Source organism: Erythrobacter oryzae, from assembly GCF_030271515.1.
GTDB classification, from domain to species: Bacteria; Pseudomonadota; Alphaproteobacteria; order Sphingomonadales; family Sphingomonadaceae; genus Erythrobacter; species Erythrobacter oryzae.
This window is the reverse complement of record NZ_JASCXI010000003.1, coordinates 547,116-561,376: the sequence shown is the minus strand read 5'-3', so window position 1 is coordinate 561,376 and position 14,261 is coordinate 547,116. Positions and strand designations below refer to the sequence as shown.

Here is a 14,261-nt window from a genome sequence, read left to right as displayed (position 1 = left end):
GGTAGTCTCGCCGATACCCTGGGGAGAGAGATCATGGGCGTTCAGACTCACAAGACCTTCTGCCGTTTCTGCCATGCCAATTGCGCGATGGAAGTGGATGTCATGGACGGAAAGGTCGTCGAGGTGCGCGGCGATCCGGACGATCCGGCCTATGGCGGCTACACCTGCATGAAGGGCCGTGAGCTGCCCGACAGCCACAACTCCGAGAACCGCTTGCACCACTCGCTGGTGCGCAATGCAGAGGGCGAGTTCGTCTCGACCCCGATGGACCAGGCGCTGGACCATGTCGCGTCCGAACTGCGGCGGATCATCGACCAATACGGCCCCCATTCGGTGGCGGTGTTCATGGGTTCGGGCGGGTTCCAGAACTCGGCCGCCATGTCGGCTTCGCTCAGCTTCGCGCAGGCCGTGGGGAGCCGCAACTTCTACACCTCGGTGACGCTCGACCAGCCCGCCAAGGTCTTCACCACCGCGCGCTACGGGAAGTGGATGGCGGGGCCGAACACTTTCTCGGAAAGCGACGTCGCCTTCTTCATCGGCAACAATCCGATCGTCTCGCACTATTCGCCCGTCGGCGGCGTGCCGCCCTTCAGCCCCTCGCGCCGCATCCGCGACAAGCAGGCCGAGGGCATGAAGCTGATCGTCGCCGACCCGCGCGAGAGCGATGTCGCGCGGCTGGCGGACATCTACCTGCCCGTTAAGCCCGGCGAGGACCCGGCGATGCTGGCGGGGATGCTCAACGTGATCATCGCCGAGGGGCTGTATGATCGCAATTTCGTTGCGGCCCACGTGGACGGGTTCGACGAGTTGGCCGAAGCGGTGAAGGCCTTCCCGCCCGAAGTTGCCGCCGCACGCGCGGGGCTCGACAAGGATCAGCTTGTCGCCGCCGCGCGGATGTTCGCCAGCGGCTCGAAGGGCTGCGCGGTCACCGGCACCGGCCCCGAAATGGCGGGGAACGGGACGCTCACCGAATACTTGGTGGTGTGTCTCAACACCATCTGCGCGCGCTTCAAGCAGGAGGGCGAGAAGGCCGCTATCCCGGGCGTGTTCAGCCCCTACCAGACCGCCCGCCGCGCACAGGTCGGCCCGCCCGTGCCGATGTTCGGGGCGGAGGGGATGCCGAAGTCGCGCTTCCGCGGCCTCGGGCACCTGGGGTGGGAGATGCCCTGCAACGTGCTGGCGGACGAAATCCTCACCCCCGGCGAGGGACAGGTGCGCGCGCTGATCTCGGTCGGTGGCAATCCGGTGGTGGGTTTTCCCGATCAGGTAAAAATGACCCGCGCGCTCGACGATCTCGAGCTGTTCGTGCAGATCGACCCGTGGATGAGCGCCAGCGCCAAACGTGCCAATGTGGTGCTCGCTCCGTCGCAGTGCCTGGAGCGCGAGGACATCACCAGTCTCTCCGAATGGTGGCACGAGGAGCCCTATGCCCGCTACACCGAAGCGGTGGTCGAGGCGCCGGGCGACTGCATCGACGAATACGAGATGTTCTGGACGCTGGCGCACCATCTCGGCATCCAGATGAACCTTGCGGGTGGCCCGCTGCCGATGGATCGCAAGCCCAGCAAGCAGGAGTTCCTCGACCTCGCGGTGACCGGCTGCCTTGTGCCGCCCAGTCAGGTGCGCAAGGACTGCGCGGCCAATGGCGGGGCGGCGGTGCTCTATCCCGAAAAGCACCCCAAGGTGGAGCCGGTGGACGAGAACGAGTTCCACCGCTTTGACCTCGCCGTGGGGGCGATGCCCTCGGAAATCCTCAGATATGCCGAAGCCAGCGCGGCGCGCGAAGGCTTCGACTTCCGCCTGATCTCTCGCCGGTCGAAGACGCGGTTCAACTCGATCGGGCACCCCTTGAAGAAGCTGCAGGCCAAGACCACCACCAACCCCGCTTTCATCCATCCGGACGACATCGCGGCGCTGGGGCTGGAGGAAGGCGGGCTGGTCGCGATCACCTCGCCCCACGCCACGATCCACGGGGTGGTGAAGGCAAGCGACAAGGTGCGGCGCGGGATCGTGTCGATGGCGCACGCCTATGGCGATGCCGATGCGGGCAAGGACGATGTGCGGACCCGCGGATCGTCCACCAACCGCCTCGTCAGCGAGGTGGTGGACTACGATCCGATCACCGGGCAGAGCCTCCAAAGCGCCATTCCGGTAAAACTTGAACCGGCTTGAAAATAACCAGAACGGGAAAAATTGATGCCTCAGAATCGCCGCTTCCTCCTCCAGCGCCGCCCGGACGGCACCCCCGTTCCGGAGGATTTCGCACTCGTCACCGAGCCCACCCCCGCGCTGGAAGAGGGGCAGTTCCTGATCCGCAACCACTATGCCTCGCTCGATCCGGCGATGCGCGGGTGGATGGATGCCGAGGGCAATTACATGCCGCCGATCCCCTTGGGCGATCCGGTGCGGGCGAGCACTATCGGCGTGGTCGAGGAAAGCCGCGCGGAAGGGTTCGCGCCGGGCCAATGGGTGATGGGGCTGAACGCGCTCGAGGATTACTCCATCGGCGTTGCGGGCGGCTTCACCCAACCGATCGACCCGAGCCTCGTACCCAATGTCACCAACTACCTCTCGATCTTCGGCGCGGTGGGGATGACCGCCTATTTCGGCTTCCTCGAGGTGTGCGAGCCCAAGGCGGGCGAGACCGTGCTGGTGACCGGCGCGGCGGGTGCGGTGGGCTCGCTGGTCGGCCAGCTGGCAAAGATCCACGGCTGCCGCGCGGTCGGGATCGCGGGCGGCCCGGCCAAGTGCGCGCGCCTCACCGAGAAATACGGCTTCGACGCCGCGATCGACTACCGCGGCAAGGACGAAGCCGCCCTCACCGCCGCCATCGCCGCGACCTGCCCGGACGGCGTCGACGTGATCTTCGAGAATGTCGGCGGGATCATCCTCGATGCGGGGCTGATGAACCTCAACCTCCATTCGCGCGTCGGGCTGTGCGGGCTCATCAGCGAATACAACACCGAGCCGCGCGGCATCCGCAACCTGTGGCAACTGATCGTCAAGCGCGCCCATATCCGCGGGCTGCTCGTCGCCGACTACGTCCCCCGCTTCGCCGAGGGCGCGCAGCAGATGGGCGTCTGGGCCGCCCAGGGCAAACTCACCATCGACGAGCATATCGACGAGGGGCTCGAGAACGCCTTCGACAGCTTCATGCGACTGTTCGCAGGCACCAATGACGGCAAGATGATCCTGAGAATTGCGTAATGCCCCAAGCTGGCCGTTCGCTGCTGGTGCTCTCAGGGGGCCACCCCTACGAGGCGGGGCCCTTCGGCGAACTGCTGGCAACACTGGGCGATTGGGAGATCACCCACCTGATCCACCCCGAGGACGGCGAGGCCGACGCGGCCGAGGCCATCCGCACCGCCGACGCGCTGCTGTTCTACGACATGGCAGGCTACTCCTTCGGCGAGGGCAGGGTGACGATGCGCCCACCCTCCCCCGCCTTGCGCGAGGCTCTCACGGCCCGATTTGCCGGCGGCAAGGGCGCAGTCGCGATGCACCATGCGCTCGCGGGCTGGGCGCTGTGGCCGGAGTGGCATGAATGGCTCGGCGGGCAGTTCCACTACCAGCCCGGCGCGCACGGACCGGACTCGGGCTACCGCCATGACATCACCTACACAGCACGGGTCATCGCCGATCATCCTGTGACGCGCGGCCTCCCCGCCAACTTCCCCGTCACCGACGAACTCTATCTCTGCCCCGTCGACGAAACCGCCCTCACCCCGCTGATGCGCGCCGAGGGCTTCGCCTTCACCCGCGACAATTTCTACTCCGCCGCACAGGCCGTCGCAGGCGCGATGTTCAGCAATGCCGGTTGGGAGCACCCTGCAGGCAGCAATTGCATCGCATGGGAAAGCCGCACCTGCCCCGCGCCGCTCGTCTACCTGCAATGCGGCGACGGCCCCGCGACCTACGCCAACCCCCAAGTCCGCCAGCTGCTGCGACAGGCGCTCGACCACACCTCAGGAGCAACCCCATGACCCCCCAGCAAACCGTCGAGGCCTTCATCGGCCACTGGAACACCTGCGACATCGACGCGATGCTCGCCCTGTGCGCCGACGACATCGTCTACCACAACATCCCGATGGAGCCGGTGATCGGCACCGCGCAGATGCGCGCGATGGTCGAAGGCTTCCTCGGCGATATCGACCGGTGCGAGTGGCAGACCCACGCCATCGCGGCGAATGGCAACACCGTCCTGACCGAACGCACCGACATCTTCCACTTCAAGGACGGCCGCCGCGCCGCGATCCGGGTGATGGGGACCTTCGATCTGGACGCCGAGGGCCGCATCGCCGGGTGGCGCGACTATTTCGACATGCTTGAATTCCAGCGCGAATTCGCCCCGGCGTGATGCGGACGCTTCGTCCCTAACACAAACGCGCATCGCATCGGGGGCGCGGGGTTGGCTAGGCTCCCCCCATAATCTCGCGAGGGGTCTGGAGCCGCATCCCATGAACAAGCCCGAAGGCAATGTCTTTGCGCCCGAAACGCTGATCGATCCGTTCGATTACTACCGCGCCATCCACGAGGCGGGGATCGCGATCGAGCACCTCGAGGGCATGAACACCTGGGTCATCTATTCCTACGACCTGTGCAGCGAGGCGGCGGCCAAGCCGGAGATCTTCTCGAACGACTTCACCGCGCTGATGGGCCGCGAGGCGGATGAGGACATCCAGGCGATCCTCGCGGAAGGGTGGCCTGACCTCCCCACCTTGCTCACCGCCGACCACCCGGTCCACACCCGCAACCGCAAGCTGGTGAACCTCGCCTTCTCGGCCCCGCGCGTGAACGCGATCGAGGCCGACATGCGCACCAAGTCGATCGAGCTGATCGAGGCCTTCGCCGACCGCGGCTCCTGCGAGTTCGTCGAGGAATTCGGCGTGCCCCTGCCCGTCGCCATGATTGCGGGCCAGATCGGGCTCGAGGATGATCCCAAGCGCGTGAAGCGCTGGTCGGACGCGGCGGTGGATCGCTTCAGCCAGATGGTCGACCACCAGCGCAAGCTCGAATGCGCGCGCAGCCTCGTCGAGTTCCAGCACTACATCAAGGGGTTGATCGACGACCGCAAGGCCAATGGCGGCAACGACCTCCTCACTGACCTCGTCGAGGCTCGCGTGGAAGGCGAAACGCCGCTCGAGGACCCTGAAATCATGTCGCTGATGCAGCAGTTCATGGTGGCGGGGAACGAGACCACCACCTCGACGCTCGCAGGCGGCCTGCTCCAGCTGATCCGCAACCCCGACCAGATGGCCAAGGCCAAGGCGGCGGCGGGCGGGCGCGATCCCAAGGTGATCATGAACCTCGTCGAAGAGGCGCTGCGTTACGAGACGCCCACCGCCGGCATGTGGCGCATCGTCAAGCAGGACACCGAGCTTGGCGGCATGGCGATCCCGGCGGGCAGCGTGGTGCAGCTGCGCTATGCCGCGGCCAACCGCGATCCGGCGAAGTTCCCCGACCCCGACAAGTTCGACATCGAACGCGCCAACGCCCGCACGCACCTCAGCTTCGGCAAGGGTCCGCATATGTGCGTGGGCAACATGCTCAGCCGCAAGGAAATGCTGGTCGCCTTCGACGAGTTGCTTGAGCGGCTCGATAACTTCGCGGTCGCGGACGAGAGCGAAATCCGCATCCTCCCCAACATCCTGCTGCGCGGGGTGACCCACCTGCCGATCACGTTTACGCGCTCTGGCACCCGGAAGGCCTGACATGAATTTCGACCTTTCCGAAGAACAGCAGATGTTCGTCTCCTCGGTCGAGCGCTTCGCCGCGCCGGTCGATGTCGAGTGGCGCCGCCGCTTGCGGCTCTCGCCCACCGGATATGACCGGGCGCGCTGGCAGCAATTGGCCGAGATGGGCCTGATCGCGCTCACCGCAGGCGAGGACGCGGGCGGCATGGGCGGATCGGCGGTCGATCTGGCGCTGGTGCTCGAAGCGATCGGCAAGTCCAATGCGCCCGATCCGCTGCTTGAACACGGCATCCTGCCCGCCCTGCTGCTCGAACGCGGCGGCGCGGGCGATGTGCTCGAGGGCGTGCTGTCGGGCGAGACCATCGCGACCCTCGCGTGGACGGAAAGGGGCCAGCGCTACAGCCTCAAGGCCAAGGGGATGAAGGCGGAGAGCGCCGGAGACGGTTTCAACCTCACCGGCGAAAAGACGATGGTGATGGGCGCGCTGCTCGCCGACCTGTTCATCGTCACCGCCGACCTTGGCGGGGAGACCGCCTGCTTCCTCGTGCCGCGCGACGCGCCCGGGCTGGAGGTGCGCGCCTATCGCCTCGCGGACGGCAGCATTGCGGGCGAGATCAAGCTGACCCGCACGCCCGCCAGCGCGAAACTGTCGCTCGATATGGCGGGCCTCGTCGGCATCGCCGCTGACCTCAGGCTCTATGCCGCGGCAGAGATGGTGGGCCTCGGCCAGCGCCTGCTCGACGATACATTGGCCTATGTGAAGGAACGCGAGCAGTTCGGCGTTGCCATCGGTTCTTTCCAGGCCCTGCAGCACCGTCTGGTCGATTGCTACGCCAAGGAAGAGCAAGCACGTTCAATGCTTTACCGCGCAGCATTGACCGACCGCGCCGATGCAGCAAAGTGGCAGCGCGCCGCTGCCGGGGCCAAGGCCTTCATCGGCGAGAACGTCGACGCCATCGCCCGCGAGGCGGTGCAGATGCACGGCGGCATGGGGATCACCGACGAACTGGCCATCGGCCATGCGCTGAAGCGCGTGCTGGTGCTCGCCCGGCTGTTTGGCGACGTCGACACCGTGCTTGCGGAATATGCGCTCGCGGCCTGAACCGCGCGCTGGAGGGGACACGAAAACATGGGCGAAAAGATCGACCCGAACCTTTGGAGCGACGGGGCAACCCCGCATCTGATGGGCGGCAGGCTGCCTTCGGGGCAGATCGTCTTCCCGATGCCGACAGGCGATGCGGCGGAGGGCGTGGAGCCCTACAAGCTCTCGCGCCGCGGCAAGCTGTGGTCTTGGACGCAACAGGGCTTCCTGCCCAAGGAGCCCTATGAAGGCCCCGGCAGCGGCCCCGGCGAAGGCCCGCCCGATTTCCAGCCCTTCCTCCTGGGCTATGTCGAACTGCCCGGCGAGGTGATCGTCGAGAGCCTGATCGTCGATGCGCGGCTCGAGGACCTGCACCTCGGCATGGAGCTCGAATTCTGCATCGTGCCGTTCAACGCGCGCTACGACACCTTCGCCTTCCGTCCCGCCGCCCAAGCAGAAAGTCAGGCCGCATGAGCGAGAACGTCTACATCATCGGCGCCGGGATCCACCCCTTCGGCCGCACCGACAGCCGCTCGGGCCGCGAACAGGGCGTCTATGCCGTGCGCGAGGCGCTGGCAGACGCGGGGCTGGACTGGCCCGACATCGAGTGCGCCTATGGCGGCAGCGCGGCGGCGGGCAATGCCGATATCATGGTCAACGAACTGGGGCTTACCTCGCTCCCCTTCACCAACGTCGCCAATGGCTGCGCCACCGGCGGCAGCGCGCTCGCCGCCTCGCAGCAAGCGATTGCGAGCGGGATGTATGACCTCGCGCTCGCGGTGGGCTTCGACAAGCACCCGCGCGGCGCGTTCAACGCCAAGCCCTCGGACTATGGCCTGCCCGAATGGTATGGCCAAACCGGCATGATGCTGACGACGCAGTTCTTCGCGCTGAAGATCCAGCGCTACATGCAATTGCACGGCATCAGCCGCACGACGCTGGGCCGGGTCGCGGAGAAGGCCTTCCGCAACGGCACGATCACGCCGCACGCGTGGCGGCGTAGCCCGGTTGATCTCGACACGATCATGAACGCGCCGATGATCAACGACCCGCTCACCAAGTACATGTTCTGCTCGCCCGCCGAGGGTGCGGTGGCGCTGATCCTCGCCAGCGAGAAGAAGATGAAGGAGCTGGGCGCGGACGGGGTCAAGATCCGTGCGGTCTCGGTGAAGACGCGCCCGCCCAATTCCTTCGAGGTGTTCCAGGCCGGCATCAGCATCGAGGAAGGCGGCAAGCCCACCGTGCTCGCCTCGCAGGCCGCGTTCGAGAAGGCCGGGATCGGCCCGGAGGACATCAGCGTCGCTCAGCTTCAGGACACCGAAAGCGGCGCGGAAATCATGCACATGGCCGAGAACGGCTTCTGCAAGGATGGCGAGCAGGAAGAGTGGCTGGCGAACGGCTGGACCGAGATCGGGGGCGGGAAGCTGCCTGTGAACACCGACGGCGGGTGCCTCGCCTGCGGGGAGCCCATCGGCGCATCGGGCCTCAGGCAGGTCTACGAGAACGTCACCCAGCTGCGCGGCCGGGCGGGTGAGCGGCAGGTGCCCGGCAAAGTGCGGTTCGGTTACTCTCACGTCTACGGCGCCCCCGGCCTTTCGGGCGTCGCGATTCTGGAACGCGAATGACGGGCAAGATGCAGGGCAAGGTCGCGCTGGTATCGGGGGGCGCGGAGGGGATCGGGGCTGCGGTCGCGCGGCTGATCGTGGCCGAGGGCGGCAGCGTGATGCTCGGCGATGTGCAGCTGGAGAAGGCCGAGGCGCTCGCTGCCGAGCTGGGCGAGCGCGCGGCGGCGACGCATCTCGACGTCCGCCACCTCGCGCAGTGGGAGGCCGCGGTCGCCGCCACCCTCGCTCGCTTCGGCAAGCTCACGGTGCTGTGCAACATTGCGGGCATCTCGGAACCCGGCAACGTTCCCGAAGGCGCATTGGACGTGTGGGAGCGCACCATCGACATCAACCTCCACGGCCCCTTCTACGGGATGCGCGCCGCGATCCCGGCGATGGAGGCAAGCGGGGAGCCCTGCGCCATCGTCAACATCGGCTCGATGATCGCGCTGCGCCCGGCGAGCTTCGTGGCGGCCTACAGCGCGTCCAAGACCGGCCTTCGCGGCCTCACCCAATCCGTCGCGCTCGACCTTGCCGAACGCGGCCTGCCGATCCGCGTCAACATGGTCCACCCCGGCGCGATCCGCACGCCGATGTACAACCGCTACAAGTTCTCCGGCGCCGACACGCCGGAAAACATCGAGACCAATTTCGCCGCCACCCACCCGATGAACCGCATCGGCGAGCCCGAGGAAGTCGCCCGCGCGGTGGTCTTCCTCGCTTCCGACGACGCCAGTTTCACGACAGGATGCGATTTGACCGTCGATGGCGGCGGGTCGATCAGGAGCTGATATGCCAAACCAACCCGCCACCCGCATCGACGCGCATTTCATCGCCGCGGGCAAGTATCACGATATCGACTACCCGCGGCTCGAGATCCTCAAGCTGCTCGCCGAGCACCCGCACATCCGCACCACCGTGGCGGCGGACTATTCAGGGCTTGAGCGGCTCGATCAGTGCCGCTTCCTCATCACCTATACCTGCGACCTGATGCCGACCCGCGAACAGGCGCAGCAGCTGAAAGCGTGGATGGAAAAGGGCGGCAAGTGGATGGCGCTCCACGGCACCAACTCGATCCTCGTCTTCACCGCGGAAGGGCTCGTCGACGCGCCCGATGAACGCCCCGACGTGATGGAGATGCTTGGCACGCAATTCGTCGCCCACCCGCCGATCGACAAGTTCCCGGTCGAGGTGGTCAACAAGGACCACGAGCTCACCCGCGGCATCGAGGATTTCGAGGTGGTGGACGAGCTCTACCTCTCCAAGACCACTGCCCCCATCGACACGCTGATGCAGACCACCTTCGAAGGCGAGGCGACCGGGTTCACCCACAGTCAGTGGGAGAAGACCACGGTGCCTATCGTTTATACGAGGGATATCGGCGCGGGGCGGATAGTATACAATGCGCTGGGGCACTGTCGCGGGCACTACGACCTTCCCGGCATGGCCGATTTCTACCCGCACAAGGAAATGTGCGCCTGGAACTATGACGTCTATTATGACCTTCTGCGACGCACCATTCTCTGGGCGATGCGGGAAGGGGGATGAAGCTGCCGGGCCTGCGGTTGCGTAACTCGCGGGATCGCAATTGGGACTGATACGCAATGGATATGGACTTCTCCCCCGAGGACCTGGCCTTCCGCGAGGAAGTGCGCGCCTTCCTCGCCGACAACCTGCCCGAACGGCTGCGCGACGGCGCGCGCCGCACGCCGGGCGTGTTCGTCGAGCCCGATATCGGGATGGAATGGCACCGCATCCTCTACAAGCAAGGCTGGGTCGCGCCGCACTGGCCCAAGGAGGATGGCGGCACCGGCTGGACGCCGACGCAAAAATTCATCTTCGAGAAGGAATGCGCGCTTGCGGGCGCCCCGGCTCTGGCGATCCTGGGCCTGCGGCTGGTCGGCCCGGTGATCTGCGAATTCGGAACGCCCGAGCAGAAGGCGCGCTTCCTGCCCGGCATCCTGTCAGGCGACGACTACTGGTGCCAGGGTTATTCCGAGCCCGGCAGCGGCTCCGACCTCGCCAGCCTCAAGACCGCCGCGCGCCTTGAAGGCGACGAATATGTCATCAACGGCTCCAAGATCTGGACCACCCACGCCCACCATGCCGACTGGATCTTCGCGCTCGTGCGCACCGATGCCACGGTGAAGAAGCAGCAGGGGATCAGCTTCCTGCTCGTCCCGATGGACCAGCCGGGGGTGGAAGTGACCCCGATCTATTCGATGTCGGGCGATCACGAGGTCAACGCGGTGTTCTTCACCGACGCGCGCACCCCGGCGGAGAACCGCATCGGGGCCGAGGGCGCCGGGTGGACCATCGCCAAGTTCCTGCTCGAGAACGAGCGCGGCGGATCGTGCTACGCGCCGCGCCTGCTCCAGAGCATCGACCGGCTCGAAAACCTAGCCCAGACCCAGCCCTCGGGCGTTAACGGCGCGATCGCGCACGACCCGCGTTTCCGCGACCGCCTCGCCCGCGTCCGGCTGGAGGCCGAGGCGCTGGAAGTTACCGAACTGCGCATCCTCGCCGAACTCGCCAAGGGCCGCGCGCCGGGGCCGCAGACCTCGCTGGTGAAATTGCTCGGCTCCAACATCGGCCAGCAGGTCGATGTGCTGCGGCTGGAACTGCTCGGCCCCGACGCGCTGCAACTGCCGCTGGAGCGCCCGCTCTACGGCAACGAGGCGCCCGAGCCGGTCGGCAGCGAATATGCGCAGACCGCGATGGGCAAATACCTCAACAACCGCGCCTCGACCATCTTCGGCGGCTCGGACGAGGTGCAGAAGAACATTATTGCCAAGACCGTGCTGGGGCTTTGACCCAAGCCCTCCTCGTCATTGCGAGGAGTGAAACGACGAAGCAACCCATGGACTTTCCCCCGAGCCGCTGACGGCGGGCCATGGATTGCCGCGCCGCCTGCGGCGGCTCGCAACGACGAAAACAGAGGACGCTGAGAAATGGACGCTTCGAAACTGATGTTCCGCAACGGGCTCATGGCGGGCGAGCGCATTCTCGTGACCGGCGGGGGCACGGGCCTCGGGCGCGAGATGGCGGAAGCCTTCCTCAAGCTGGGCGCCACGGTCTACATCTGCGGCCGCCGCCAGAACAAGCTCGACGAAACCGCGGCGGAACTGACCGCGCTGCATGGCGGCAAGATCGTGGGCCACGCCTGCGACATCCGTGATGCCGACGCGATCCACGAAATGGTCGACGCGATCTGGGCCGATGGCGGCGCGCTTACCGGTGTGGTCAACAATGCCGCCGGAAACTTCATCAGCCGCACCGAGGACCTCTCGGTCAACGGCTTCAACGCCATCGCCGATATCGTCATGCGCGGGACCTTCTACGTCACGCTCGACATCGGCAAGCGGCTGATTGCGGAGAAGAAGAAGGCGAGCTTCCTCTCGATCCTCACCACCTGGGTGTGGTCGGGCAGCGCCTTCGTGGTGCCCAGCGCCATGAGCAAGACCGCGATCAACGCCATGACCCAGAGCCTCGCGACCGAGTGGGGCCGCTACGGCCTCAGGTTCAACGCCATCGCCCCGGGCCTCTTCCCGACCAAGGGCATGAGCGCGCGGCTGCACCCCGGCGGCGCGGGCGGCAATTCGGGCAACAACCTCAATCCCATGGGCCGCGCGGGCGAGATGCACGAACTCGCCAACCTTGCCGTGTTCCTGATGGGGCCGGGGGCCGAGTACGTGAACGGCCAGACCATCGCCATCGACGGCGCGGGCTTCCAGGCCAATGGCGGGACGTTCTACCCGATGCTGAGCGCGCTGGGCGATGCCGAGTGGGAGCAGATGCGCGCGATGATCAAGGGAACGAATGCAGCCGACAAGGCTGATCGAACCGTCGGTTAAGTCACCGCTGCCCGCTGATTGAACTCTTCGCGCTGCCACTCCCCGCTCGCCAGCACCTCGGCGAGATGGCGGGCGGCGGCGGCCATGTCGGCAAAGCTCAGATAGGCGGGCGCGAAGCCCAGCCGCAGCACGTCGGGCGCGCGGAAATCGCCGATCACGCCGCGTGCGATCAGCGCCTGGCAGAGGGCGTAAGCCTCGGGGTGGCGGAAGGAGAGCTGGCTCCCGCGCTCGGCGGCGCGTGGCGGGCTGACCAGCTCGAGCGCCACGCCATGCGCCATCAGGCTTTCGAGGAAGAACTCCGAGAGCGCCTGCGACTTGGCGTAAAGGCGCTCGACACCGATCTCGGCGATCAGATCGACGCCCACTTCCAGCGCCGCGAGCCCCAGCACCGGGGGCGTGCCGCATTGCAGCCGCTCGATACCGGGCGCGCCCGCGTAGTCGTCGGTGAAGGCGAAGGGCGCGGCGTGGCCGAACCAGCCGGTGAGCGGTTGCTGCAAGCCCGCCTGATGGCGCTCAGCAACGAAGGCGAACGCGGGCGCGCCCGGCCCGCCGCACAGGTATTTGTAGCCGCAGCCGACTGCGAAATCGGCATCGACAGCGTTCAGATCGACCGGCAGCGCGCCGGTCGAGTGCGACAGGTCCCACAGCACCAGCGCCCCCGCTTCATGCGCGGCGCGGGTCAGTGCCGCCATGTCGTGTAGCGCGCCCGTCTTGTAATGCGCGTGGGTCAGCATCAGCAGCGCGACATCATCGCCCAATGCCTCCGCCAGCCGCTCCCGCCCCGCCAGCCGCCGCGTGGCGAGGCCCTGCGCCTCCAGCCCTGCGATCATGTAGAGATCGGTCGGGAAGTTGCCCGGCTCGGACAGCACCACCTTGCGCCCGGGACGCATCTGGAGCGCGGCGGCGATCAGCTTGAACAGGTTCACCGAGGTCGAATCGCAGGCGATCACCTCGTTGGGGCGGGCGCCGATCAGAGGGGCGATCTTGCCGCCGATGCGGCTCGCCATGTCGAACCAGCTGGCGGTGTTCCACGAGCGGATCAGGCTCTCGCCCCACTCGCCTTCGAGCACCGCCTGCAACCGCGCGGGCGTCGCCTTGGGCAGCGCGCCCAGCGAGTTGCCGTCGAGGTAGATCACCCCCTCGGGCAGGGTGAACCGCTCGCGGAACCCCGCCAGCGGGTCCGCCGCGTCGAAATCGGCGGCGCGGGTCTCGGGGGTCATATCGCGGTCCTGACGCTGAGCAATTCGGGGAAGAAGGCCTGCTTCAGCACCCCCTCGAGATAGGGCACTCCCGGCGTGCCGCCCGTGCCGCGCTTGAAGCCGATGATACGCTCGACGGTCTTGAGATGCCCGAAGCGCCAGCGCTGGAAGTGGTATTCGAGATCGACCAGCTTTTCCGCGAGTTCGTAGAGATCCCAATGCGCCTGCGGGTCGCGGTAGATCGCCGCCCATGCCGCCTCGACGCTGGGGTCGGCCACATAGGCCGCAGACGGATCGCGTTCCAGCACCGCAGCATCGATCGCCAGCCCCCGCCGCGCCAGCAGGCGGATCGCGGCGTCATAGAGGCTCGCCCGCCCTCGCTCCGCCTCCAGCCGCTCCGCCCAGTCGGCGTTCGACTTGTGGAGGCGCACGTGCTTGCCATCGCGCCCGCCGAGCATGAATTCCATCATCCGGTACTGCGCCGACTGGAACCCGGAGGACGCGCCCAGATGCGGGCGGATCGCCGAGTAATCATGCGGGGTCATGGTGGAGAGCACGTCCCAGCTCTGGATCAGCTGCGCTTGCGCCCGCGCCACCCGGGCGAGCATCTTGAAGGCGGGGCGCAGGTTATCGGCCTCGATGCACTCGCGCGCCGCGGTCAGCTCGTGCAGGCACAGCTTGAGCCACAGCTCGCTCGCCTGGTGGACGATGATGAACAGCAGCTCGTCATGCGCCTCGGAAGCAGGGTGCTGCGCTTCGAGGATACGGCCAAGATCGAGATAGCTCGCGTAGGTGACATCGGCGCTCATGCCCCGTCCCCTAGCGCGCCT

General features: G+C 66.7%; 14 protein-coding genes. 12 read left to right on the top strand and 2 right to left on the bottom strand.

All coding sequences use genetic code 11. The annotated features are described in order from the left end of the window. Window positions 1-33: 33 nt before the first annotated feature. The 12 genes from PFX90_RS11645 to PFX90_RS11590 all read left to right on the top strand — a co-directional run bounded on the left by PFX90_RS11645 (window position 34) and on the right by PFX90_RS11590 (window position 12,232). Window positions 34-2,172: a molybdopterin-containing oxidoreductase family protein gene (locus PFX90_RS11645; protein WP_285712625.1), complete on the top strand. Its 2,139-nt coding sequence runs from the start codon at window positions 34-36 to the stop codon at window positions 2,170-2,172. A 24-nt stretch (window positions 2,173-2,196) separates the two neighbouring features. Next, entirely contained in the window at window positions 2,197-3,207 is a 1,011-nt protein-coding gene (locus PFX90_RS11640; RefSeq protein WP_285712624.1) for an NADP-dependent oxidoreductase, read from the top strand. Beyond that, window positions 3,207-3,983, top strand: coding sequence for a ThuA domain-containing protein (locus PFX90_RS11635; protein ID WP_285712622.1), 777 nt, complete (start codon window positions 3,207-3,209; stop codon window positions 3,981-3,983). The genes PFX90_RS11640 and PFX90_RS11635 overlap by 1 nt, the downstream gene beginning before the upstream one ends. Beyond that, entirely contained in the window at window positions 3,980-4,357 is a 378-nt protein-coding gene (locus PFX90_RS11630; RefSeq protein WP_285712621.1) for a limonene-1,2-epoxide hydrolase family protein, read from the top strand. The genes PFX90_RS11635 and PFX90_RS11630 overlap by 4 nt, the downstream gene beginning before the upstream one ends. A 100-nt stretch (window positions 4,358-4,457) precedes the next feature. Further along, window positions 4,458-5,711, top strand: coding sequence for a cytochrome P450 (locus PFX90_RS11625; protein ID WP_285712620.1), 1,254 nt, complete (start codon window positions 4,458-4,460; stop codon window positions 5,709-5,711). A 1-nt stretch (window position 5,712) separates the two neighbouring features. Then, window positions 5,713-6,795, top strand: a complete 1,083-nt coding sequence (locus PFX90_RS11620; protein ID WP_285712619.1) for an acyl-CoA dehydrogenase family protein — start codon at window positions 5,713-5,715, stop codon at window positions 6,793-6,795. Between the two features lie 27 nt (window positions 6,796-6,822). Then, window positions 6,823-7,248, top strand: a complete 426-nt coding sequence (locus PFX90_RS11615) for a Zn-ribbon domain-containing OB-fold protein (RefSeq protein WP_285712618.1) — start codon at window positions 6,823-6,825, stop codon at window positions 7,246-7,248. Further along, the gene (locus PFX90_RS11610) at window positions 7,245-8,399 is read left to right on the top strand and encodes a thiolase family protein (protein ID WP_285712617.1); all 1,155 of its coding nucleotides are present in this window, start codon (window positions 7,245-7,247) and stop codon (window positions 8,397-8,399) included. The genes PFX90_RS11615 and PFX90_RS11610 overlap by 4 nt, the downstream gene beginning before the upstream one ends. Further along, window positions 8,396-9,169 carry an SDR family NAD(P)-dependent oxidoreductase gene (locus PFX90_RS11605; RefSeq protein ID WP_285712616.1) on the top strand — a complete coding sequence of 258 codons (774 nt, stop codon included), beginning with the start codon at window positions 8,396-8,398 and terminating at the stop codon, window positions 9,167-9,169. Before PFX90_RS11610 ends, PFX90_RS11605 begins: the two co-directional genes overlap by 4 nt. Before the next feature lies 1 nt (window position 9,170). Next, complete coding sequence (locus tag PFX90_RS11600; protein ID WP_285712615.1) at window positions 9,171-9,926, top strand: ThuA domain-containing protein; 756 nt, start codon at window positions 9,171-9,173, stop codon at window positions 9,924-9,926. 56 nt (window positions 9,927-9,982) lie between these two features. Further along, on the top strand, window positions 9,983-11,191 hold the full coding sequence (locus PFX90_RS11595; protein ID WP_285712614.1) for an acyl-CoA dehydrogenase family protein: 1,209 nt from the start codon (window positions 9,983-9,985) through the stop codon (window positions 11,189-11,191). A gap of 138 nt (window positions 11,192-11,329) precedes the next feature. Beyond that, window positions 11,330-12,232 (top strand): SDR family oxidoreductase, encoded by a 903-nt coding sequence (locus tag PFX90_RS11590; RefSeq protein WP_285712613.1) that lies wholly within the window; start codon window positions 11,330-11,332, stop codon window positions 12,230-12,232. Here PFX90_RS11590 and kynU read toward each other — a convergent pair. Together kynU and PFX90_RS11580 are read right to left on the bottom strand one after the other, a co-directional pair. Beyond that, complete coding sequence (kynU, locus tag PFX90_RS11585; RefSeq protein ID WP_285712612.1) at window positions 12,229-13,452, bottom strand: kynureninase; 1,224 nt, start codon at window positions 13,450-13,452, stop codon at window positions 12,229-12,231. The genes PFX90_RS11590 and kynU overlap by 4 nt on opposite strands. Then, complete coding sequence (locus tag PFX90_RS11580; protein ID WP_285712611.1) at window positions 13,449-14,240, bottom strand: tryptophan 2,3-dioxygenase; 792 nt, start codon at window positions 14,238-14,240, stop codon at window positions 13,449-13,451. The genes kynU and PFX90_RS11580 overlap by 4 nt, the downstream gene beginning before the upstream one ends. Window positions 14,241-14,261 lie beyond the last annotated feature (21 nt).